The organism is Nocardia sp. NPDC050412 (assembly GCF_044458825.1).
Lineage (GTDB): Bacteria > Actinomycetota > Actinomycetes > Mycobacteriales > Mycobacteriaceae > Nocardia.
In genome coordinates, this window is record NZ_JBITIJ010000006.1 from 177,088 (window position 1) to 196,907 (window position 19,820).

20 protein-coding genes are annotated in these 19,820 nt (G+C 66.2%); 10 read left to right on the forward strand and 10 right to left on the reverse strand.

Translation table 11 applies throughout. From position 1 onward, the window contains the following. The first annotated feature begins 8 nt into the window (after positions 1-8). Positions 9-833, forward strand: coding sequence for a putative RNA methyltransferase (locus ACIBI6_RS18515; RefSeq protein ID WP_364344355.1), 825 nt, complete (start codon positions 9-11; stop codon positions 831-833). On the opposite strand, the gene glgA is transcribed toward ACIBI6_RS18515, so the two are convergent. Next, entirely contained in the window at positions 815-1,972 is a 1,158-nt protein-coding gene (gene glgA, locus ACIBI6_RS18520) for a glycogen synthase (RefSeq protein WP_396957350.1), read from the reverse strand. The two genes, ACIBI6_RS18515 and glgA, sit on opposite strands and share 19 nt — an antisense overlap. Before the next feature lie 137 nt (positions 1,973-2,109). Between glgA and glgC the strand changes: the two genes are divergently transcribed. Continuing rightward, positions 2,110-3,324, forward strand: a complete 1,215-nt coding sequence (glgC, locus tag ACIBI6_RS18525; protein WP_364344358.1) for a glucose-1-phosphate adenylyltransferase — start codon at positions 2,110-2,112, stop codon at positions 3,322-3,324. 9 nt (positions 3,325-3,333) lie between these two features. On the opposite strand, the gene ACIBI6_RS18530 is transcribed toward glgC, so the two are convergent. The 3 genes from ACIBI6_RS18530 to ACIBI6_RS18540 all read right to left on the reverse strand — a co-directional run bounded on the left by ACIBI6_RS18530 (position 3,334) and on the right by ACIBI6_RS18540 (position 4,635). Next, complete coding sequence (locus ACIBI6_RS18530) at positions 3,334-3,528, reverse strand: hypothetical protein (RefSeq protein ID WP_364344361.1); 195 nt, start codon at positions 3,526-3,528, stop codon at positions 3,334-3,336. A gap of 101 nt (positions 3,529-3,629) precedes the next feature. Then, positions 3,630-3,881, reverse strand: coding sequence for a hypothetical protein (locus ACIBI6_RS18535; protein WP_364344364.1), 252 nt, complete (start codon positions 3,879-3,881; stop codon positions 3,630-3,632). A gap of 121 nt (positions 3,882-4,002) precedes the next feature. Continuing rightward, positions 4,003-4,635, reverse strand: coding sequence for an O-methyltransferase (locus tag ACIBI6_RS18540; RefSeq protein ID WP_396957194.1), 633 nt, complete (start codon positions 4,633-4,635; stop codon positions 4,003-4,005). 466 nt (positions 4,636-5,101) lie between these two features. Here ACIBI6_RS18540 and sigE point away from each other — a divergent pair, with 466 nt between their 5' ends. From sigE to ACIBI6_RS18575, 7 genes are all read left to right on the forward strand, one after another. Continuing rightward, positions 5,102-5,707 (forward strand): RNA polymerase sigma factor SigE, encoded by a 606-nt coding sequence (sigE, locus tag ACIBI6_RS18545; RefSeq protein ID WP_364344615.1) that lies wholly within the window; start codon positions 5,102-5,104, stop codon positions 5,705-5,707. An 89-nt stretch (positions 5,708-5,796) separates the two neighbouring features. Next, positions 5,797-6,183 carry a hypothetical protein gene (locus ACIBI6_RS18550; RefSeq protein WP_040695126.1) on the forward strand — a complete coding sequence of 129 codons (387 nt, stop codon included), beginning with the start codon at positions 5,797-5,799 and terminating at the stop codon, positions 6,181-6,183. 10 nt (positions 6,184-6,193) lie between these two features. After that, positions 6,194-7,780 (forward strand): trypsin-like peptidase domain-containing protein, encoded by a 1,587-nt coding sequence (locus tag ACIBI6_RS18555; protein WP_396957195.1) that lies wholly within the window; start codon positions 6,194-6,196, stop codon positions 7,778-7,780. A 55-nt stretch (positions 7,781-7,835) separates the two neighbouring features. Continuing rightward, positions 7,836-8,252, forward strand: a complete 417-nt coding sequence (gene tatB, locus ACIBI6_RS18560) for a Sec-independent protein translocase protein TatB (protein ID WP_364344368.1) — start codon at positions 7,836-7,838, stop codon at positions 8,250-8,252. Positions 8,253-8,516: 264 nt separating this feature from the next. Next, positions 8,517-9,371: a hypothetical protein gene (locus ACIBI6_RS18565; protein ID WP_364344371.1), complete on the forward strand. Its 855-nt coding sequence runs from the start codon at positions 8,517-8,519 to the stop codon at positions 9,369-9,371. Between the two features lie 409 nt (positions 9,372-9,780). Next, on the forward strand, positions 9,781-10,857 hold the full coding sequence (locus tag ACIBI6_RS18570; protein WP_396957196.1) for an XdhC family protein: 1,077 nt from the start codon (positions 9,781-9,783) through the stop codon (positions 10,855-10,857). 368 nt (positions 10,858-11,225) lie between these two features. Continuing rightward, positions 11,226-12,071, forward strand: a complete 846-nt coding sequence (locus tag ACIBI6_RS18575; protein ID WP_364344374.1) for an alpha/beta hydrolase — start codon at positions 11,226-11,228, stop codon at positions 12,069-12,071. A gap of 129 nt (positions 12,072-12,200) precedes the next feature. Here the strand turns inward: ACIBI6_RS18575 and ACIBI6_RS18580 are convergent, their stop codons facing one another. Beyond that, the gene (locus ACIBI6_RS18580) at positions 12,201-12,521 is read right to left on the reverse strand and encodes a cupin domain-containing protein (RefSeq protein ID WP_364344377.1); all 321 of its coding nucleotides are present in this window, start codon (positions 12,519-12,521) and stop codon (positions 12,201-12,203) included. 63 nt (positions 12,522-12,584) lie between these two features. Here ACIBI6_RS18580 and ACIBI6_RS18585 point away from each other — a divergent pair, with 63 nt between their 5' ends. Then, positions 12,585-13,994 carry a PLP-dependent aminotransferase family protein gene (locus ACIBI6_RS18585; RefSeq protein WP_364344380.1) on the forward strand — a complete coding sequence of 470 codons (1,410 nt, stop codon included), beginning with the start codon at positions 12,585-12,587 and terminating at the stop codon, positions 13,992-13,994. 16 nt (positions 13,995-14,010) lie between these two features. On the opposite strand, the gene ACIBI6_RS18590 is transcribed toward ACIBI6_RS18585, so the two are convergent. From ACIBI6_RS18590 to ACIBI6_RS18610, 5 genes are all read right to left on the reverse strand, one after another. Then, complete coding sequence (locus ACIBI6_RS18590) at positions 14,011-15,402, reverse strand: MFS transporter (protein ID WP_396957197.1); 1,392 nt, start codon at positions 15,400-15,402, stop codon at positions 14,011-14,013. 93 nt (positions 15,403-15,495) lie between these two features. Next, positions 15,496-16,161, reverse strand: coding sequence for an SGNH/GDSL hydrolase family protein (locus ACIBI6_RS18595; RefSeq protein ID WP_396957198.1), 666 nt, complete (start codon positions 16,159-16,161; stop codon positions 15,496-15,498). A gap of 198 nt (positions 16,162-16,359) precedes the next feature. Further along, complete coding sequence (locus tag ACIBI6_RS18600) at positions 16,360-17,421, reverse strand: RNA polymerase subunit sigma-70 (RefSeq protein WP_396957199.1); 1,062 nt, start codon at positions 17,419-17,421, stop codon at positions 16,360-16,362. Between the two features lie 260 nt (positions 17,422-17,681). Continuing rightward, positions 17,682-18,674, reverse strand: coding sequence for a zinc-binding dehydrogenase (locus ACIBI6_RS18605; protein ID WP_396957200.1), 993 nt, complete (start codon positions 18,672-18,674; stop codon positions 17,682-17,684). 504 nt (positions 18,675-19,178) lie between these two features. Further along, positions 19,179-19,820, reverse strand: a complete 642-nt coding sequence (locus ACIBI6_RS18610) for a TetR/AcrR family transcriptional regulator (RefSeq protein ID WP_364344398.1) — start codon at positions 19,818-19,820, stop codon at positions 19,179-19,181.

The window sequence follows — 19,820 nt, forward strand, 5'->3', positions numbered from 1 at the left end:
TCGCTGATGTGGCCGGTCTGCTGGCCTGTCCGGAATGCGGTTCCGAAATGGAGTCGCAAGATCGGGCGCTGCGCTGCGGACACGGGCACAGTTTCGACATCGCCAAACAGGGTTATGTCAGTCTATTGACCGGTGCGTCGACGAAAATGACCGGCGATACCTCGGCGATGCTGGACGCGCGTGCCGCGTTCCAGGTCGGGGGACATTTCGCGCCGATCGCCGATGCGGTGGCAACGGCTGTCGCGGCCGACCATCGGGTGCTCGGCGGCGCGGCGGTGCTCGAGGTCGGTGCCGGAACCGGCTACTACCTGGCCGCCGTGCTCGATGCCGTCCCGGCCGTCGGGATCGCCTTGGATGTGGCCAAACCCGCGGCCCGACGCTGCGCCCGCGCCCATCCGCGTGCCGCCTCGGTATTAGCCGACGCCTGGCGCGGACTGCCGGTTCGAGACGGTGCGCTGCATCGAGTGGTCTCGGTATTCGCACCACGTAATCCGAGCGAGGTCGCCAGGGTCCTCACTGCCGATGGTCGCTTCGTCGTCGCTACCCCAACCCCACGCCACCTGGCCGAACTTGTCGGCCCACTCGGCCTGGTTACCGTCGATCCGGACAAGGACCGCCGCCTCACCGACGCCATGTCCGGTCACTTCGACGCGGTAGACCGCACCGTCGTCGAATATCCGATGAAGCTCACCCGCACCGATATTCGTAACGTGGTGGCGATGGGCCCGTCCGCCCATCATGCGACCAACCACCTGGATGGCCTGCCGGACACGCTCGAGGTAACCGCCTCGGTCCAGGTCTCGACCTACCAACCTCAGAATTTGCGAACCTGATCGTAGATCGCGACGGTCTGGGCGGCGATCTGCAACCAGTCGAATTCAGCGATGGCACGGTGGCGTCCGGCCGTGCCATATTCGGCGGCGAGCACCGAATCACCGGCGACCTCGTTGACGGCTTCGGCCAGATCGTGTTCGTATTGCTCCGGCGCATTCGCGTCGTAGTGCACCAGACGGCCCGTCTGTCCGTCCACGACTACCTCGGGAATGCCGCCGACATCCGAGGCGACCACCGCGGTCGCACATGCCATGGCCTCGAGATTCACGATTCCGAGGGGTTCGTAAACCGAAGGGCAGACGAACATCGTGGCCGCGGCGAGAATCTGGCGGATCTGCTCGGTCGGCAGCATCTCGCGCACCCAGAACACATTGCCGCGCGCCTCGATGAGTTCGGCGACGGCGGCGGCCACCTCGGTTTCCAGTTCGCGGGTGTCCGGCGCGCCCGCGCACAGCACCAACTGGATTTCCGGATCGAATTCCCGGGCGGCGGCGAGCAGATGCCCGACACCCTTCTGCCGGGTGATGCGACCGACGAAGGCCACGATCGGCCGGTCGGTCCGCACGCCCAATTCGTCCAGGATCATGCGCGATCCCTCGGCGGGCAGTCCCGGATGCCAGACGGTCGCGTCGATGCCGTTGTGCACCACGTGAACCCGGTCCGGATCGATCGTCGGATAGGCGTCGAGCACATCGTGGCGCATACCTTCGCTGACCGCGATGATCGCGTCGGCGTATTCCACGGCATTGCGCTCCGACCACGACGACAGCCGGTAGCCGCCGCCGAGCTGTTCGGCCTTCCACGGCCGCCGTGGCTCCAGCGAATGCGCGGTCAACACGTGCGGGATGCCGTAGAGGGTCGCGGCGAGATGTCCGGCGAGCCCGGTGTACCAGGTATGCGAATGCACCACGTGCACATCACCCGCGGCATCGGCCATCCGCAGCTGGGCCGACATCATCTGCATCGCGGCATTGGCGGCGTAGAGCATCGGATCCGGTTGGTGCACCACGGCATCGGTGCGTTGCATACCCATGCAATGCACGGTCACCTCGCACAACTGCCGCAACCGCGCCGCCAACTGGGTCACATGGACACCTGCCCCGCCGTACACCTCAGGGGGATATTCGCGCGTCAACATAGCAACGCGAAGCCGGTCGTGATCGCCGGCTCCCGCCCCCGCACCCCCACCGCCCGTGCCGAAACTCACGGCTTCAAACTAGACGTTCACTTTGGCATGGGCCACCTGTACCCGCCTCACGCGGTAGTTTGGCAGGTGTGAGGAGCCAGCCGCACGTACTCGGGATCGTGCTCGCCGGTGGCGAGGGTAAGCGCCTGTTCCCCCTCACCGCGGATCGGGCCAAGCCAGCTGTCCCCTTCGGCGGTGCGTATCGATTGATCGACTTCGTACTCAGCAACCTCGTCAACGCGGGCTATCTGCGCCTGTGTGTGCTCACCCAGTACAAATCGCATTCACTGGACCGGCACATCTCGCAGACCTGGCGGCTATCGGGTTTCGCCGGTGAATACATCACGCCGGTGCCCGCCCAGCAGCGGCTCGGTCCGCGCTGGTACACCGGCAGCGCCGACGCGATCATGCAGTCGCTCAACCTGATCTACGACGAGGATCCGGACTACATCGTGGTCTTCGGCGCGGATCACGTGTACCGGATGGATCCGGAGCAGATGGTCCAGCACCACATCGACTCCGGTGCGGGCGTCACCGTCGCGGGCATCAGGGTGCCGCGCAGCGAGGCGAGTGCGTTCGGCTGCATCGATTCCGACGAGTCCGGGCGGATCACTCAATTCCTGGAGAAGCCCGCGCATCCGCCGGGCACACCTGACGATCCGAACGTCACCTTCGCCTCGATGGGCAACTACGTCTTCACCACCAAGGTGCTGGTCGATTCGATCCGCGCGGACTCCGACAACTCCGATTCCGATCACGATATGGGCGGTGACATCATCCCGGCGCTGGTCGCCGCGGGCGAGGCCTCGGTCTACGACTTCGCCGATAACGAGGTGCCCGGCGCCACCGAGCGCGACCGCGGCTACTGGCGCGATGTCGGCACCATCGATGCCTTCTACGCGGCCCATATGGATCTGGTCTCGGTGCATCCGGTCTTCAACCTCTACAACAAGCACTGGCCCATTCGCGGTGCGGCGGAGAATCTGCCGCCGGCCAAGTTCGCGCAGGGCGGGCTCGCGCAGGAGTGCGTGGTCGGCGCCGGTTGCATCCTTTCGGCCGCGACCGTGCGCAATTCGGTGCTCAGCTCCAATGTCATGGTGGACGACGGCGCGACCGTCGAGGGCAGTGTGATCATGCCCGGCGTCCGGATCGGGCGCGGCGCGGTGGTGCGGCGCGCGATTCTGGACAAGAACGTGGTGGTCGGCGAGGGCGAGATCATCGGCGTGGATCTGGACCGGGATCGGGATCGCTTCGCGGTCAGCAACGGCGGCGTGGTGACGGTCGGCAAGGGCGTCTGGGTCTAGCCGAAATCGCTACTGCGACTGCGACGGACAGAACGGCGCGCAGGCACCGGGTGTTTTCGGCACCGTCGTGGCCGGCGACTTATCGCCGAAATCGGCGGTGACGACCAATAACATCAGCACAACGGCGATACCGAGCACCAGCACAAGAATGATCGCCGAGCGGCCCCAGTCGATCGGATCTCGATCATCATCATCGCGAAACACGCTGAACCTCTCGCTGGACCTCTCCCCGATGGCCACCCTGGGACATCCTCTACTCCTGGATACCCAGTCGGCGGCGGTTTCGCGCGAAATATTTCCGACGGTTATCGCGGACCGGGCTGCGGTGGCGCGACGGTGCAGAACGGTTCGCACGGACCGGGAGTCAGCGGAACTTTTGTCCGCTCGGTGCCGAAATCAGCATTACTGACCCACACCAGCACCACCACGGCCAGCACCATGATGAAAATCAGAAGGCCGAGTGCGGGCAGTAAACAACCGCCGCTGGCTCGTCCCCCATTGATCGTGTGGCCGATATGGCCGATTTCTAGGATCTGGGTTCCGCGTTCCCACACCATGGGCATACCTTGCCGTCGTCGAACCTGGCATCAGCTCGAATACCCGTCCGGCGGCGGCGAAATCAGCACACGGTCAACGAAATCCAAACGCTCCCAACGTTTATGAATAGCCGGACGGTTACTAGCCGCGCGATGCGCAGAGCAGACCGTCCCCGACCGGGATCAGCACGCTGGTGAGTTCGGGATCCTCGGCGATCGCCCTGGTCGCGGCGCGTACGGCCTGGGTCGCGGGATCGCGCTGGGTCTGGTCCGGGACCCGGCCACCGAGTAGCGCATTGTGCAGCACGATCGCGCCGCCGGCGCGCAGCAGCCGCACGGCCTGGGTGACGTATTGCGGATGCTCGAGCGGGGCGGCGTCGATGAACACCAGGTCATAGGCACCGTCGGCGAGCCGGGGCAGCACATCGAGGGCTCGGCCGTTGATCAATCGGGTACGCGCGGGTGGGATCTCGGCGGTGCGGAACGCCTCCTTGGCCGCACGCTGATGCTCGGGTTCGGAATCGATGGTGGTCAGGGTCCCGTCCTCGCGCATGCCATCCAGTAGCCACAGGCCGCTGATCCCCGCGCCCGTCCCCACCTCTACCACCGCGCGTGCGCTCAGCAGCTGGGCATACATGCTCAGCAGGGCGCCTACCGAGGGTGGTACGGGTAACGCACCGAGTTCAGTGGCCCGCTCACGCGCGCTGACGAGGACCTCGTCTTCCACGACGGATTCCTCCACGTAGGAGAGATTTCGCTCCAGATTCGATGCCACGCCTATGAATCTAGGGCACGAAGTCGCAAGTTTGGCTCATCGGTGAAGCGTTATCCCGTGGCTGAGCGATTAATTGTTCGGCGGGGGCGGGGGCGGGATTCTCAGGTGTCCCTCAGGATCTCCACACCCTCGGCATATCGAGGCAAGAAAGAGTATGGGCAAGCAAGACCAGCCGACCGTCCGGCACGGGGGCGCGGGAACAACGACATACCGATCGTCTGTTGTAACCGTACGTGACGATCCGAGACCCGGATCGCCACTAGATCCGCAGCCACGGTCCCGAGTAGGAGGTATCACCATCCATATGGACAGAGGGTCATTTTCGGCGCTCCAGGTGCCCTCCGTGGTTACGCAAGCTACCGCCTCCGGGCACGTCGCTCACGCCAGGGCGGCGCGCGAGTTCGCCACCCTGCCAGCGCAAGCTCTCCCGACGGAAGCGGCGCAAGTTCTCCCGACGGAGGCCGAAATGCACGACGAGGACCTCACCGAAATCGAACTGACCGGCACCGCGGCCTTCGACGCGACGGGCGACCGTTCCGCGATGCCGACCTGGGACGAGTTGGTCCGCGAACATGCCGACCGGGTGTACCGGCTGGCCTACCGACTTTCCGGCGACGCTCAGGACGCCGATGATCTGACCCAGGAAACCTTCATCCGGGTTTTCCGTTCGCTGTCGAATTACCAGCCGGGCACCTTCGAGGGCTGGCTGCACCGCATCACCACGAACCTGTTCCTGGACATGGTGCGCAGGCGCAACCGGATCCGGATGGAGGCGCTGCCCGAAGATTACGACCGGGTGCCCGCCGAGGGCCCGAGCCCGGAGCAGGCCTATCACGACGCCCGCCTGGATCCCGACCTGCAATCCGCCCTGGATTCGCTGGCTCCGGAGTTCCGCGCGGCGGTCGTGCTCTGCGATATCGAGGGTCTGTCCTACGAAGAGATCGGCGCGACCCTCGGTGTCAAGCTCGGCACCGTGCGCAGCCGCATCCACCGCGGCCGTCAGGCGCTGCGCGACTACCTTGCGCATAATGGAAGTGAGCAGCGGTTCGCCGCTGACGCGAACCTGGGGTGATCCGGCGCGAGCCGTACCGCACCCGGCGGCCGGATATCCGTTCGGTCGAGCGCAGAAGTGGATGAGTCGGTTGGAAGGGTGAGCACTGAATGAGTGGCGACGCCAGCACGTCAGGTCGTCCCCGTTTCCGTCCCACCGAGCATCTGGCCAGCGAGGCGATCGCGGCCTATGTGGACGGCGAACTGCGGATGAATGCCTATCTGCGTGCCGCCCAACATCTTTCCGTCTGCCCCGAATGCGCGGCGGAGGTCGATGCACAGCAGCAGGCGCGGATCGCACTGCGCCGGGCCGGTCAGGTGTCGATTCCGACCGATCTGCACGACAGCCTCACCCGCATTCCGCTCGCCGAACTACCCGGCGGCGCGACGAGCGCGGCCGCCCGGCCGCCCGCCGGAAGCCCCCGCAACGAGGCGGTTTTCGGATTTCTGACCGATTCGTTCACCGCGACCCGGTGGACAACCTGGTGGCGCAAGTAGAGTTTGCCGAGTGACCACCGAATCGACGAATTCCGGGCCGTCGGAATCGCGGCCCACCGCAGGCGACACCTCCGATTCGGCGACCAGGGGGAAGCTGAATTCATCCGCACCGCCGGCTGCCACCTCCCTCAGGCCGTCGGACGCGCCGACACTCGGACCGCGCCCGGTCTACCGCCCCCACGTGGACAATCACACGGCGAGCGCTTTCCGCCGCCCCACCGGTCAGGCCGGTTCATTCGGCGAGCAGCCCAGGTCGGCCGGTTCGGTCGTCCCGCAGGTCGGGCCGGAACTGCACAACAGCCCGCCCGACGCGGTGCTCGCCGAGGCCTTCGGACGCCCCGACGGCTCCACCGAACTCCTCCAGCGTGATCCCGACGCCACCGACACCGGCGCCCCCGTGGCCGGTCCGGCCGATCCGTGGCGCGACCCCGATGCCGCCGCGCGCCTCGGCGCGCCCGCCGTCGCGACCCCGCGCCCCGCGCCGCTGCCGCAGGCGCGCAAGCTTTCGGCCAGGGAGGTGCTCTTCGGCTCCCGGGTGGCGCCCAAGGGGCTGGCCCTGCTCGCGGCCGTCGCGCTGGCCATCGGTGTGCTCGGCGGACTGGTCGGCCGGTTGACCGCGGAGGCGACCTCCCCGCTGACATCGCGCAAGGTCACCCTGGAGCAGTCGGGCGAGATCGAGCGCCCGCACGGTCTGATCGCCAAGGTGGCCAATGCGGTGCTGCCCTCGGTGGTATCGATCCGGGTCACCGTCGGCGACAACGGCGCGACCGGTTCCGGTGTCGTCATCGACGGTGGGGGCTACATCGCCACCAACAATCACGTGATTTCGATGGCGGCACAGGACAAGTCGAACCGGGCCGCCATTCAGGTGACTTTCTCCGACGGCAGCCGGGTGCCCGCCAATATCGTCGGACGCGATCCGAAGACCGACCTTGCGGTACTCAAGGTCGATGTGAAGAATCTCACTGTCGCCAATCTGGGCAAGTCCAAGGACGTCCAGGTGGGTGACGACGTGCTGGCGATCGGTTCGCCGCTCGGCCTGAGCAAGACCGTCACCTCGGGCATCGTCAGTGCGCTGCACCGTCCGGTCGCGCTTTCCGGTGAGGGCAGCGATACCAAGGCCGTCATCGACGCGGTGCAGACCGACGCCTCGATCAACCCGGGTAACTCCGGTGGCGCACTGGTCGACATGGAGGGCAGGGTCATCGGCATCAATACCGCGATCCGCAGTGAGACCGGCGGTTCGGTCGGCCTCGGCTTCGCGATTCCGGTGGATATGGTGACCAGTATCGCGCAGACCCTGATCCACGACGGCCAGGTGCACCACCCGAAGATCGGTCTCAGCGCCCGCAGCAAGCAGGTCGCAAACGATGTGATGAGCGGTGCGGCCGTCGCCGATGTGGAACCCGGCGGACCCGCGGCCAAGGCCGGAATCGTCGAGAACGACGTCATCGTGAAGATCGGCGATCGCGAGGTGACCGGCCCGGACGAGCTGGTGGTCGCGGTGCAGCAGCGCAAGATCGGCGACACGGTTAACGTGCAGTTGATCCGCGATGGCAGGCAGGTGGACGTGCCGGTCACACTGGAGTCGGACTGAGCCGCGGATGGAATCCGGAGCGGCTCGGCAACGTCGGCCCAGGTAGCCTGGACCCGTGTTCAGCAACATCAGCTGGGGCGAGATGGTCATCCTCCTCGTCGCCGCCCTCGTGATCCTCGGCCCGGAGCGACTGCCCGGGGCGATTCGCTGGACCACGCAGAGCCTGCGCAAGGCTCGCGACTACGCCAGCGGCGCGACCCAGCAGCTGCAGCAGGAGCTCGGACCCGAATTCGAGGACTTGCGTAAGCCGCTGGCCGATCTGAACGAGCTGCGCCAGATGTCGCCGCGTCAGATGGTCACCAAACATCTTCTGAATGGCGACGATTCGGTTTTCCGCGAATTCGAGAAGGCGATTCCGGATAAGCAGGACCTGCTCGGCACCAGCAGCGGCATGCCGGACTACCCGATGCCCAAGCTCGAAAAGCCGTTGGAGCACAACGAACGTCCGCCGATCGACACCGACGCGACGTAACTGTGTTCGATTTGCCGCGCCTTCGGCGCGGCGTGTTCGCGGCCCCCTGGTGTCTCGCGTTCGAGCCGTCGAGACTCGCGACTTCGTCGCATGCGCTTCGACGGCTCGGCTGTGTTCGATGGCCGCACCTTCGGTGCGGACGCGAGACGGGCCGCGAACGTCGCTCGTAAGACTCGCTCCGTCGTGGTTGCCAAGGGCTGCAATAAGTCTGTGGTGTCAAGCAGACTAGACGCTTGATCGTGTCGAGATGTCTAGACTTCGCACATGTCGGCCGATGACGTGGCGCGCGTTTTCGCGATCGAAGATAAAGTCGAGCGACTCAAGGCGGCCACCGATGGGGTGGCGGCGGCCCAGCAGACCATCAACGAGCTAACCCGCATCCGCAGGGCGGTGATCAGGGAACTTCACGCCGAAGGCTGGACCTTTGCCAGAATCGGTGCGGCGGCGGGACTTTCCCGCGCGCGGATCCATCAGGTGAGTACCCAGGGTCCCGCACCGGAAGGTTTGTTTTTCGGGCACGGATCGCTCACGGTAATCGCACCGGAGGTGCGCGGCGGCCGAGTGCTCGGCGCACCGGATCCGAGTGCGGCACAACGACTGGTGGAGCTACTACGCGAACTCGGCTTCACCGCAACGGTCGAACACTTCCTGCCGGGCCGACCCGTCGACCTGAATCGGGACGGGCTGATCGTGCTCGGCGGGCCCGAACTCTCGCCGAGCATTCGTCAGCTCATCGCGGCCGATCCGCGACTGCGGCGAGCGGTGGCACGGGCCGGGGATGCCCGGCGCGGCATCGAGGATCGGGCGGCCCGGCGGGTATACCGGCCCGGCGGTCCGGAACCGCACGATATCGCCTATGTCGCGCGGCTCCCGCGTCCCGATGGGCGCGGCACCGCGCTGATCATCGACGGTCTACATCCGCCCGGCTCGCTCGGCGCAATCCGTTTGCTCGCAACCAGATTGGCGACGCTACACGAACGCGCTGCCACACATCTGTTTTCGGTACTGGTCGCCGTCCGCTACGACCGTTCCACCGGTGAACCGGTCGATGCGGATCTACTCACCCCGGTTTACCGGCACGATGCTGAGCCGAGATCAACCTCCGGCCTCCGACGCTGAAGCGTCGACCGTTGGAAACCTTTGACGATCAAGTAGCGCTCGCGACCGTCGCGCGGCACCGTGGGGTTCAGCGGAGTCGCTCGATACTCGCTTGTGCCCGTGAACCCAGGTAGGTAGATCACAGCAGCCCGCTATGACCCCGCGATATGTCACACATCACCTACACCTTTCATCTCGGCTCGATAACCGCGATATCAAGGTAGCTAGCTGATAACTATGCAGGTGGGAGGGGTTTCTCTGGTTTGCGGATCTGCGAGCGCGGCTTGCCGAGGCGGCCGAGCGAAGTCATCCGGACGGTGTCGAGCACGCCGCACCGCGGGAACTCGGGCGCAGCGCATAGGAACTGGTCGGTAGCTAGGCTCGAGGGCAGCGACGACGAAAGGCTTCGCCCGGGAAAGGATCGGTGGCCGTGCGCACGATGCTCGAACAGTTGGTGCAGTTGGCCGATCGAGAGCCGGTGGCGTTGGCCCGCATCGTGGATGCGACGGGGCCGGGGCCGCGCGAATTGGGCGCGGCGATGGTGGTTACCGCAGATGGTGAGGTGCTCGGCTCGTTATCGGGCGGCTGTGTCGAGGCCACGGTGGTCGAGTCGGCACGGGAAGTGTTGGCCAGCGGGCGTGCGGTATCGGATCGGTTCGGATATGCCGAGGCCGACGGTTTCGCGGTTGGGCTGACCTGCGGGGGCGAGATCGAGGTCTTCGTCGAGCGCGTCGATGAGTCTCGGCTGCCGATGCTTTCGGCATTGCGTGCGGCGATCGCGGCGGGTCAGCCGGTTTCGCTGGCCACCACCCTGGATGCCGCCCCGGACTGGAAACTCTTGCGTCCCGGCGATTCCGAGCCCTGGCGCGGCGTCGACCGCGATGCGCAGGCGCTGCTCGCGGCCGGACACAGTGGTCTGGTCGGCTCGGACGAATGCGAAACAGTGCAGGCCCCGCGCCCGCGCGTCTTCGTCCAGACCTTCGCCGCCCCGGCCCGCATGATCCTGGCGGGCGCCAATGACTTCGTTCGAGCCCTCGCCCGCACGGGCCACCAACTCGGCTACCGCGTCACCGTCGTCGACGCCCGCGAAACCTTCACCACCCCAGCCCGATTCCCCTCCGCCCATGAGGTAGTCGTCGACTGGCCGCACCGCTATCTGACCGCCGAGCACGCCGCCGGACGCATCGATGCGCGCACCGTGGTCTGTGTTCTCACCCACGACACCAAATTCGATGTGCCGATGCTCGTGGCGGCGTTGGGCATCGCTGAAATCGGTTTCGTCGGGGCACTGGGTTCGCGGCGCACACATGCCGAACGCATAGCACGCCTGCGTGCAGCGGGTATCACTGACGATCAGCTGGCACGCCTGAAAAGCCCACTAGGCCTTGACCTCAATGCCCATACGCCCGACGAAACCGCCATCTCGATAGCCGCCCAGATTCTCGCCGAGCGTGGTGGTGCGTCAGCCCGGCCATTGGCACGAACCGACGGCCCGATCCATCATTGACCCAGCGATCTACGCCCTGCTACTTACCAGTGCCGCAAGATCCAACGTGATCGACGCACCGGCCAGGTCGAGCACTGCCCGCCCGGACTTCTCGCCGACCAATTCCTATTCCCTGTCGATCAATCGATATGCCGTCGGGCTGACCGGGTCATCGGATGGAACCGGGTTCGGTGCTCTTGTCCGCATTCGGAGATCTTGGGCAAGAGATCTGGTGGCGGGCGCCCGAGATCTGCGTGGTCACATACGGAGCTGCGGACCGGTGACCTGTTCGCCCCTACTTGCCCGCTGTGACCAGGCCGAACACCATGTCAGTTGGCACGTCAGATCGGTATCAGGTCGGTGTCAGCCGGGCCGGTGACAGTATTGGCATGAACAACACAGCGAAGAACTCGAACAGCAGCCGGAACGACTCGACCTGGACCGACATGGTTGTCGTCGACGACACCGCACTGGCGGTGACCGACACCGGCGGCCCCGGTCGTCCGGTGCTCTACCTCAACGGCTCCTACGCTACCCAACGCAGCTGGCGGCCCGTCATCTCCGAACTCGGCACCGACTGGCGCCACATCACCTACGACGAGCGCGCTCGCGGCAAGTCGAAGAAGTCGGCGGACTATTCGTTCGAGGGCTGCCTGCGCGATATCGACGCCGTCCTCGCCGCACGCGGTGTGCAGCGACCGCTGCTGGTGGGCTGGTCCTACGGGGCAGCGCTCGCATTGCATTGGGCCACACGCAATCCCGACCGTGTCGCCGGAGTGGTCATGGTCGACGGCGGCTATCCGTGGGACTACCTGGCCACCGTCGATAACGGTGACCGCGAGGCCGGACGGGAGGAGATCCGGCGGCTGTTCCGGCAGATGCGGGTACCGATGGCGATGGCCAGCCTGCTGGGTTTGGCCGCTCGGATGAACCCCGCACAGGCCGCCGAGGTCAACATCGAGCTGAACGAGATCGTCGCCGCCAGCGACCCCGTCTTCGACCTCGTCACCTTCCCGATGCGGTTCGTCGTGGGCTCCGGCGCCGCCCAAGGCGCCACCGAGGAAGGACACGCGGCGATGCGTGCCACCCTGGATCCGGTGCTCGCCCGCAACCCCAACGTTCAGGTGAGCGCGAAGGTCACCAGCAACCACACCAGCATCGTGCGCAAAGACTTCCGCGCCATCGCCGCCGCCGCTCGAGAAGCCGCCGCCGCACAGCAAAGCGCAGGTCACTGACGACATGGCAGAGAGCTCACCAGGCCACGGCCTTCGACCCGCGCCGGCATCCGCTACATATCGTGTGTTGAGTGAGTGGCCCGGGCCGGAGCCGCGGCCGACTGGCTTGTATCGGCCGCTCCGTCGTCTTCAGTTGCCGTACTGTTTGGTTTCGGGTCGTTCGATCATGATCCCGTGAGCCGGTTCCTCGGCCACCGGCCGATGCTCGACTCCGCGCGGAACGACGAAGATTTCGCCGGGAACGAGCGTCACCGGCTCGTGGTCTTGTAGTTCGATGCGGAAGGTGCCGCTCCAGCACAGGAACAGTTCGTCCTCGTCGTGGTGGTGCCAGGGGAATGCGCCGTGGAAGCGGGCGATGCGTACTACGGCGTCGTTTGCCGTAGCCAGGTCCCGCGGCTGCCATGGTCCGGTCAGGTCATCGACGACATCGGTGATCGAGATCTTGCTCATGACTTCATCCTCGCGACGGCAGGGTCGTGCCCCTAGAGCCAATCGGGGCAGAATGGTTTGCGTATGGAGCCAATCGAACTTGCCGACCGGCTCGGTCGCTGGTCCGCCGACCGAGGACCGCTGTATCTGCTGTTGGCCGGGCGATTGCGGACGTTGATCGATGACGGTGAGCTGCGGTCGGGCCTGCGGTTGCCGCCCGACCGCAGGCTCGCGAAAGCACTTGCGGTGGGGCGCAGTACGGTCGTTGCGGCCTACGACCTGCTCAGTGTGGAGGGGCGGGTGGTGCGCCGACAGGGTAGCGGCACCCGGGTCGCGGGACCGGGAGCGCTCCCAGCCCGCGAGACCACCCATTCTCCGGCTTTTCTGCAGCTGCTCGAACCGGACGCCGATGTCATCGCGCTCGCCTGTGCCGCCCCTGCGACACCGCCGCCCGAGGTGGCTCAGGCGTATCAGCACATCCTGCCCGAACTCGCTGCCGCCGAAGGCGACATCGGGTATCGGCCGACCGGACATCCGCTGCTGCGCACGACGATTGCCGATCGATACTCGGCACGTGGTGTGCCGACCGATCCGGAGCAGATTCTCGTCACCGGTGGGGGACAGCAGGCGCTGTCCTTGCTCGCCCGCGCGCTGCTGCGGCCCGGCGACCGGGTACTAGTGGAGGCGCCGACCTATCCCGGTGCGCTGGAGGCGTTTCGGGAGGTCGCGGCGATGCCGCGGACAGGTCCGGTGGGCCTGGGCGCGGTGACCCCGGCGGCGCTCGCCTATGTTGTGGCGACCTACCAGAACCCCACGGGGGCAGTGCTTCCCGCGCTGGCTCGGCGGACACTGGTCGAGTCGGCGAGAACGGCCGGGGTGCCGTTGATCGACGACGAGGTGCTGACCGAACTCGGATTCCCGGGGACCGATCCGCCACCACCGCCGTTGGCTGCCCACGACGAGTCCGTGATATCCATCGGTTCGCTCAGCAAGATCGTCTGGGGTGGACTGCGTATCGGCTGGGTGCGTGCCCCGATCCCGGTGATCGCCCGGTTGGCCCGGCTGCGCGCCGTGCACGATCTCGGCGGCAACATTCCAGCTCAGTTGGCCGCTGCCTGGCTACTTCGCAACCTGGATCCGCTGCGCGAGCGAATTGTGCGGCAGCGCAAGGAAAGTCACGATCTTCTGGTGACCGAGCTGGCCGAGCGCCTACCGGAATGGGAGGTCCCCACGGTGTCCGGCGGTCAGACACTGTGGATCCGGCTGCCCCACGGGGACGGCACCTCGTTCGCCCAGCGCGCCCTGCGGCACGGTGTCGCGATCCTGCCCGGCGCCGGTCTCGACGCCTCCGGCGGCAGCATCGACTACATCCGAATCAGCTTCGTCGCCGATCCCGGCAACCTACGCGAGGCCGCACGCCGCTTGGCCGAGGCATGGCGGAGCTACGAACCACCTGACCAGCCCGCTCCGGCAGCACCACCACTGGCTGTCTAGACCGATTCGCGGGGACTTATTCGGTCTGGTCCGCTGGGCGCTTCGGCAGAAGAAAGACGACAATGCCCGCTATGACAGCGATGACGAACGTCCCGAAGGAGGCGACGGCAAAAGCATGGCCGGCGGCGGCAACGCTGCCGACTGCCGCGGGATGAAATGAGCTGAAGTAGACCGCTCCGATAACGGCTACACCTAGCGCGCCGCCACACTGCTGAGCCGTGGACAACGCCCCGGACGCGACACCTGCCGACTCCGGCTCGACGCGGCTCAGCACTGTGTTGAGCGCCGGCGTGATGACCAGTCCGCCACCGGCGCTCTGCAGAACGAGGGTGGGGATCACCAGCAGTGCAGTGATCCGCGGGCCGGACACCAGCAAGAGGCCGGTCGCCAGGTAACCGCTCGCCAACATGATCGCCCCAACCTCCAGGACCCGTCGTCCATACTTCGGGATGATCCGGCTCGCTACCATGCTGAACACGAAAAATGCGATGGCCGCCGGCGTGTAGACCAGGCCCGCGCCGAGTGCCGACATACCCAGGCCTTGCTGCAGCGTTACCGACAAGGCCAGGTAATACGAGTAGATCAGCGCGTACAGGGTCAGGACGAGAATGATCCCGACCGAGAAGGAGTGCTGTCTGAACAGGGTCAGCGGTACCAACGGATCTCCGCCCCGCCGTTCCAGGCCCCGCTCGATCGCGACGAACAAGCCGAATGCGATCGCGCTGCCCGCGAAGCAAGCCCAGACCCACCCTGGCCACCCGGCCTCCTGCCCCTGGATCAGCGGGAGCACCAAGAGGAATAGTGCGGCGCTGAGCACCAGGACGCCGGGCATGTCCAGCTTGCGAGTGGCGGCTGAGCCTGTCTCCGGTACATATCGGAGGGCGAGCGCGAACATGACAATTCCGATCGGCACGTTCACCCAGAACACCAGGCGCCAGCCCGAGTCGAACAGATCGGCGCCGATCAGCAGTCCGCCGATGATCTGTCCGCCGATGGTGGCCATACCTATGACGATGCCGAGCACGCCGTATACGCTGTGCCGCCGCGCCGCCGGCACCAGCACCGTGACGTACGCGAACACCTGGGGAACCATCAACGCGGCTCCTAGGCCCTGGACGACACGAGCGGCGATGAGGCTGCCTGCGTTCGGTGACAGTGCGCAAACGACTGATGACAGCGTGAAAAGGGCCACCCCGAGAAGGAAAATCCGCTTGCGGCCGTACCGGTCGGCGACGCGCGTAGCGGCAATGATGAAGACCGCGTAACTCAGCTGATAACCCGCCATGACCCACTGGACATCGCCGGCGGAGGCATGCAGGTCCGCCACGATCGAGGGGTCGGCGACCACGACGATGAACGAGTCGAGAACAGCGATGAAAAGGGCGGTCAAGACAACCGATATCGTCATCCACGGAATGGCGTCAGCTTCCGCGGCCACTACCGGCTGGATAGCTGATTGCTGACTACTTGCCACGATAAGAGACCTCTTATTCGTCGGGGTTTATCGTCCTAGGGAATTAGCCAGCTTCTTGACCACCTCGGCCGCCATAACGGCCTGCCCGGAAGTCGAGAAGTGGATGCGATCCGCACTGAGCAGGTTGTCGCGGTCGTTGATCGGGTGATCCCACATGTCCACCACGACGGCGTCGTATTCGGAAGCCAGCCCGCGCACGATCTCGTTGACCGCGGCGATCCGATCCGGCCAGTCAGGGAAGACCGGGACGACATACGCCCTGCCGAGCGTAAAAGTGGTCAGCAAGGCGCCGGTCCCCTTCGCCAGGTCGTACATCTGCCGAAGCGTTCGCTCTATCTCGCCGAAGTCCGGCCTGCGCCGCACGATGTCGTTGGCCCCGCATGGCAGGTGGAGCAGGTCCGGGGAGAACTCGAGCATCCGGGCCGCCTGGTTCTCGAGCGTCTGGGCGGTTGTTGCCCCGATCTCGGAGACATTGAGGTAATCCAGATCCGACCGGACAGCGAGTAAGACCTCGGCAACCCGGTCTGACCAGCCCTGATGCTGGTAGCCGGGGGTGGGGTCGCCGGTTCCCGCCGAAAGGCTGTCGCCGATAACGGCATACCTGCCCCACGGGGCCTCGGTCAGCAATGCCACGGCACCCGCCCGGTCGAGGCAGAACGGGTCGGTCGCCTCGGTGAAAGTGTGTTGCTCCATACAGAAGAACATACGGTCGATCGTATGTTTTCTCAAGCGTGAATATCACGGACGGAGTCGTGGAGATTCGGAAGGTGTTGGAACTCATCGCCGTTGGTGATAACCGAGCTTGCCGCCAGTGTCCGGGCATGCGGAGAAGCGCGTCGGTTCAGTAGGTGTCCGATCCGGGAATCGATATCGGGTCGGGCGGCGGGGAATTCAGGACACCGATGAAGCGCCGCGAAAACCGCCGGAATCGGGCGAGCTGCCACTTCCGGTTCGAGTTCGGTGTGCGAGCACGTCCGGGAAGTCGAACATCGCGACCAGCGCCGGATCGTGAAGCGCGATCACGCGGGAGACGCCGGTAGGAGTTGGGGCCAGCACCACGATGCCGTTTGCCCGGAATACACCGTCGGCGTCCCGGTAGTAGATGACGGCGGCGGGCTGGCCGTTGGCTGTGGTGGCGAGCATCCGCCAGCTGCCCGGCGTGCCGAGCACGTATGCGTCGAGCATGTGGATGCAGCTCATCCGGCCCGCGTACCACTCGCGGAATGGCGTCGCCTCCAGCGTGGCGTCCGTGCGCAGCACTTGTTCCAGCAGACCGGCATCGGAGTGTTCGAATGCTGCGATGTAGCCGTCGAGTAGTGCACGTGCGCGCTGGTCGGTCGGTTCGAGCAGTTCCTCGGATGCGGGCTCGAGTTCGTCCAGCCGGGCGCGGGCGCGCTGCAGACCGCTCTTGACCGCCGCCGTCGTGGTGCCGAGAATCTCCGCGGTTTCGGCCGCGGAGAACGCCAGCACCTCGCGCAGGATGAGAATCGCGCGCTGGCGGGCGGGTAGGTGCTGCAGGCTGGCGATGAGTGCCAGCCGTAGCGACTCGCGCGCGATCACCGCCGCGGCCGGATCGTCGGCGGGCGGGGCGATCCACCCGTCCGGCAACGGTTCGAGCCACGAAACCTCGCCCGGCGCAACGTGACTCGGCTGGCGATCGGGTCCGTCGTATGGACCTGCCAGCCCCGAGGGCAGCACCCGGTTCCGGCGCGGCTGCAACGCCGTCAGGCAGACATTGGTGGCGATCTTGTAGAGCCAGGACCGAATCGACGCGCGGCCCTCGAATCCGGCATAGGACCGCCACGCTCGAAGATACGTTTCCTGTACCAGGTCCTCCGCATCGTGGGCCGAGCCGACCATGCGGTAGCAGTGCGCCAGCAACTCCCGGCGGAATCGCTCGGTTTCGGCGGCGAACCGGTCCTGGTTCGCCGCCTCGAGCGCGTCCGCCGTCATGCCGCGAGTTTAAGCCGCGGCCGGGCGGTCGGACTCGCGATGACATCCCAGTCGTCCACCAACAGGTGTTCGTCTCGGGGCGTCCACTCGTGGTCGGCCGCCGGAACCCTCAACCACCCCCGGTACGTCTCAACTCCCGCCGTGGATTGCCTGCTTGCCATGCACTGCTCCTTGTCCCGATCGATCCCGCCGCTCGGGACCGTTGCCCATTACGACCGGGACGCTGTTGCGAAGGAATCGAAACCCAGGTCAGCGGGCGCTCAGGGCAGTAGCGCCAATTTGCCGGTGGTGGCGCGGGATTCCAGTTCTGCGAGGACCTTCGGGCCGTCGAACAAGTCGTAGACGGTGGGGCGGACGGGGGTGAGGACGCCAGCGGAGATGAGCGCGGACAGCTCACCCATGAGCTCGCCGAAGATCTGCGGTGCGGCCTGGCTCAACACGCCGATGTTGAGTCCGATGATGTGGACCTGATGCTTGTACACCAGCTCCCAGTTGGTGATCGCGGCTTCACCGCCTGCCACGCCGTAGACGACGATCCGGCCGGTGATCCGCTTGGTCGCGGCCAGGCTGGCCTCGAAGGTGGCGCCGCCGGCGGACTCGAGCACCAGATCGGCGCCGAGGCCGCCGGTCAGCTTCAGTACCTCAGCGGCCAGGTCCTCGATGCGGGAATCCAGGACGTGGTCGGCGCCGAGTGCCCGCACCGTCTCGTGCTTGCCCGGCGAGGCAGTGGCGATGACCGTCGCACCGTAGTGCTTGGCCATGATCACCGCGGCCTGGCCGGTCGCGCCCGCCGCGGCATGGATCAGCACGGTCTCCCCCGTGGCGATGCGGCCCACAGGCCTGAGCGCGGCCAGCGCGGTGGGCCAGTTCACGACCAGGCCCAGCGCCTGCTCGGCACTCCAGTCCACCGGTACCGGCACCGCCGCGGCCGCGGGCAGGATCATGTACTCGGCGAAAGCCCCGTCGCCGACGCCGATAACGCGGGCACCCGGCTGCGGGCCGGTCACCGCCTCGCCCACCGCCACGACCTCTCCCGCTGCCTCGAAACCCGCCAGATACGGTGGCTGCGGGCCGCCGAGGAAGGTGCCATAGGCCCTCGATATATCGGCGAAGTTGACACCAGCGGCCTCGACCCGGATCAGGATCTCGCCCGGGCCGGGCACCGGTACCGGCGCGTCGGTGATCAAACACATATCCTGCGGACCCATCAGCGAGGTCTGCTGCAGGGCGCGCATAGTGCTGGGAATACGCACGGCAATCAACTCTCTTTCTCGGCTTGCCTCGTCGCGGTCGGTGCCGCACCGTCGACATGTAGACCTCGGCCAACTCAGAAAGGAATCGGCGGCCGCGGGTCGTCGTAGGTACACGAGGCGGAGGTCGTGCAGGGCATCGGAGGCGCGTGTGCCGACCATCCCGCGTTCAGCGCGTCCGCAGTCGATTCGCAACAGCGCCGACCTCCCAACATCCGGCCAGCGCAATCCCCGCCCGGGCGGGCACCGAGCCGTTACCAGAAACCAGCACCCTGCCGAACAACCCTCGATACGGCACCGGCCAGTCGAACCGCGCTCCAACATCAGCACGCGCAGCTCGTCGCACGCGGCGCCGATGAAGCACTCGCACGACCCGCCGAGGCGCCGTCGTCGCGTCCCGGTGATACGCGCGCATGCCTGCAGTACGGCTACCCCAAACCTGACGGCAGTGAAGTGTTCGGATCGGCCACAACTGGGCAGCCTGCGGACGAGGTTCGCTGGGTGCGGCTACCGAAGGGTGTTCAGCTCGTCGGCGAACAGCAGGGCGGGGTCGAACTCCATTCCGGTGAAGTGTCCGGCGAGTTCGAGGGAGAGGACGCCGTGGAGTCGGGTCCAGAAGGATATCGCGTGGCGCAGGGTCGTGACCGGTACCGAGTGGTCGGCGGCCCACCGGCGATGGTGTTCGAGGTGGGCGTCGAACGGTGTCGTCGGCTTGTCCGGGGACAGCGCGGAGAATGCCTCGATCAGCATCGTCATGATTTCGTTCGAGATCTCGGTGGTGTCGTCGGGGGCGTGGTATCCGGGGATGGGTGTGCCGTAGATGAGGAAGTAGCGCTGAGGATCGGCCAAGGCCCATTCCCGTAGCGCGTTGGCAAGCACGGCCACGTCGGCGCCGGAGTCTCGAGCCGCGCGCAGGGTGTCGGCGAGGCTGCGGTAGGCGTCGCGAATGAGTTCGGTGATCAACTCGTCGCGGCTGGCGAAGTACCGGTACAGCGCGGGACCGCTCACCCCCACCTGTTTGGCGATCGCGTTGAGCGACAATGCCGACGCGCCTGCCGTAGCGATCTGCTCCCGGGCGCACTGCTTGATCTCCGCCCGCATCTGCACTCGATAGCGCTCTCGCGGGCTCTTCGCACCGGTTTCGGTCAT

What these genes read in the sequence shown, in the direction of transcription:
- ACIBI6_RS18575 (WP_364344374.1), top strand. Translation starts at nt 11,226, where the DNA reads ATGAACAACACAGCGAAGAACTCGAACAGCAGCCGGAACGACTCGACC.
- ACIBI6_RS18535 (WP_364344364.1), bottom strand. Translation starts at nt 3,881, where the DNA reads ATGGTGTGGGAACGCGGAACCCAGATCCTAGAAATCGGCCATATCGGC.
- ACIBI6_RS18595 (WP_396957198.1), bottom strand. Translation starts at nt 16,161, where the DNA reads ATGGAGCAACACACTTTCACCGAGGCGACCGACCCGTTCTGCCTCGAC.
- ACIBI6_RS18590 (WP_396957197.1), bottom strand. Translation starts at nt 15,402, where the DNA reads ATGACGATATCGGTTGTCTTGACCGCCCTTTTCATCGCTGTTCTCGAC.
- ACIBI6_RS18580 (WP_364344377.1), bottom strand. Translation starts at nt 12,521, where the DNA reads ATGAGCAAGATCTCGATCACCGATGTCGTCGATGACCTGACCGGACCA.
- glgA (WP_396957350.1), bottom strand. Translation starts at nt 1,972, where the DNA reads ATGTTGACGCGCGAATATCCCCCTGAGGTGTACGGCGGGGCAGGTGTC.
- ACIBI6_RS18600 (WP_396957199.1), bottom strand. Translation starts at nt 17,421, where the DNA reads ATGACGGCGGACGCGCTCGAGGCGGCGAACCAGGACCGGTTCGCCGCC.
- ACIBI6_RS18550 (WP_040695126.1), top strand. Translation starts at nt 5,797, where the DNA reads ATGAGTGGCGACGCCAGCACGTCAGGTCGTCCCCGTTTCCGTCCCACC.
- ACIBI6_RS18585 (WP_364344380.1), top strand. Translation starts at nt 12,585, where the DNA reads ATGGAGCCAATCGAACTTGCCGACCGGCTCGGTCGCTGGTCCGCCGAC.
- ACIBI6_RS18565 (WP_364344371.1), top strand. Translation starts at nt 8,517, where the DNA reads ATGTCGGCCGATGACGTGGCGCGCGTTTTCGCGATCGAAGATAAAGTC.
- sigE (WP_364344615.1), top strand. Translation starts at nt 5,102, where the DNA reads ATGCACGACGAGGACCTCACCGAAATCGAACTGACCGGCACCGCGGCC.
- ACIBI6_RS18610 (WP_364344398.1), bottom strand. Translation starts at nt 19,820, where the DNA reads ATGACCGAAACCGGTGCGAAGAGCCCGCGAGAGCGCTATCGAGTGCAG.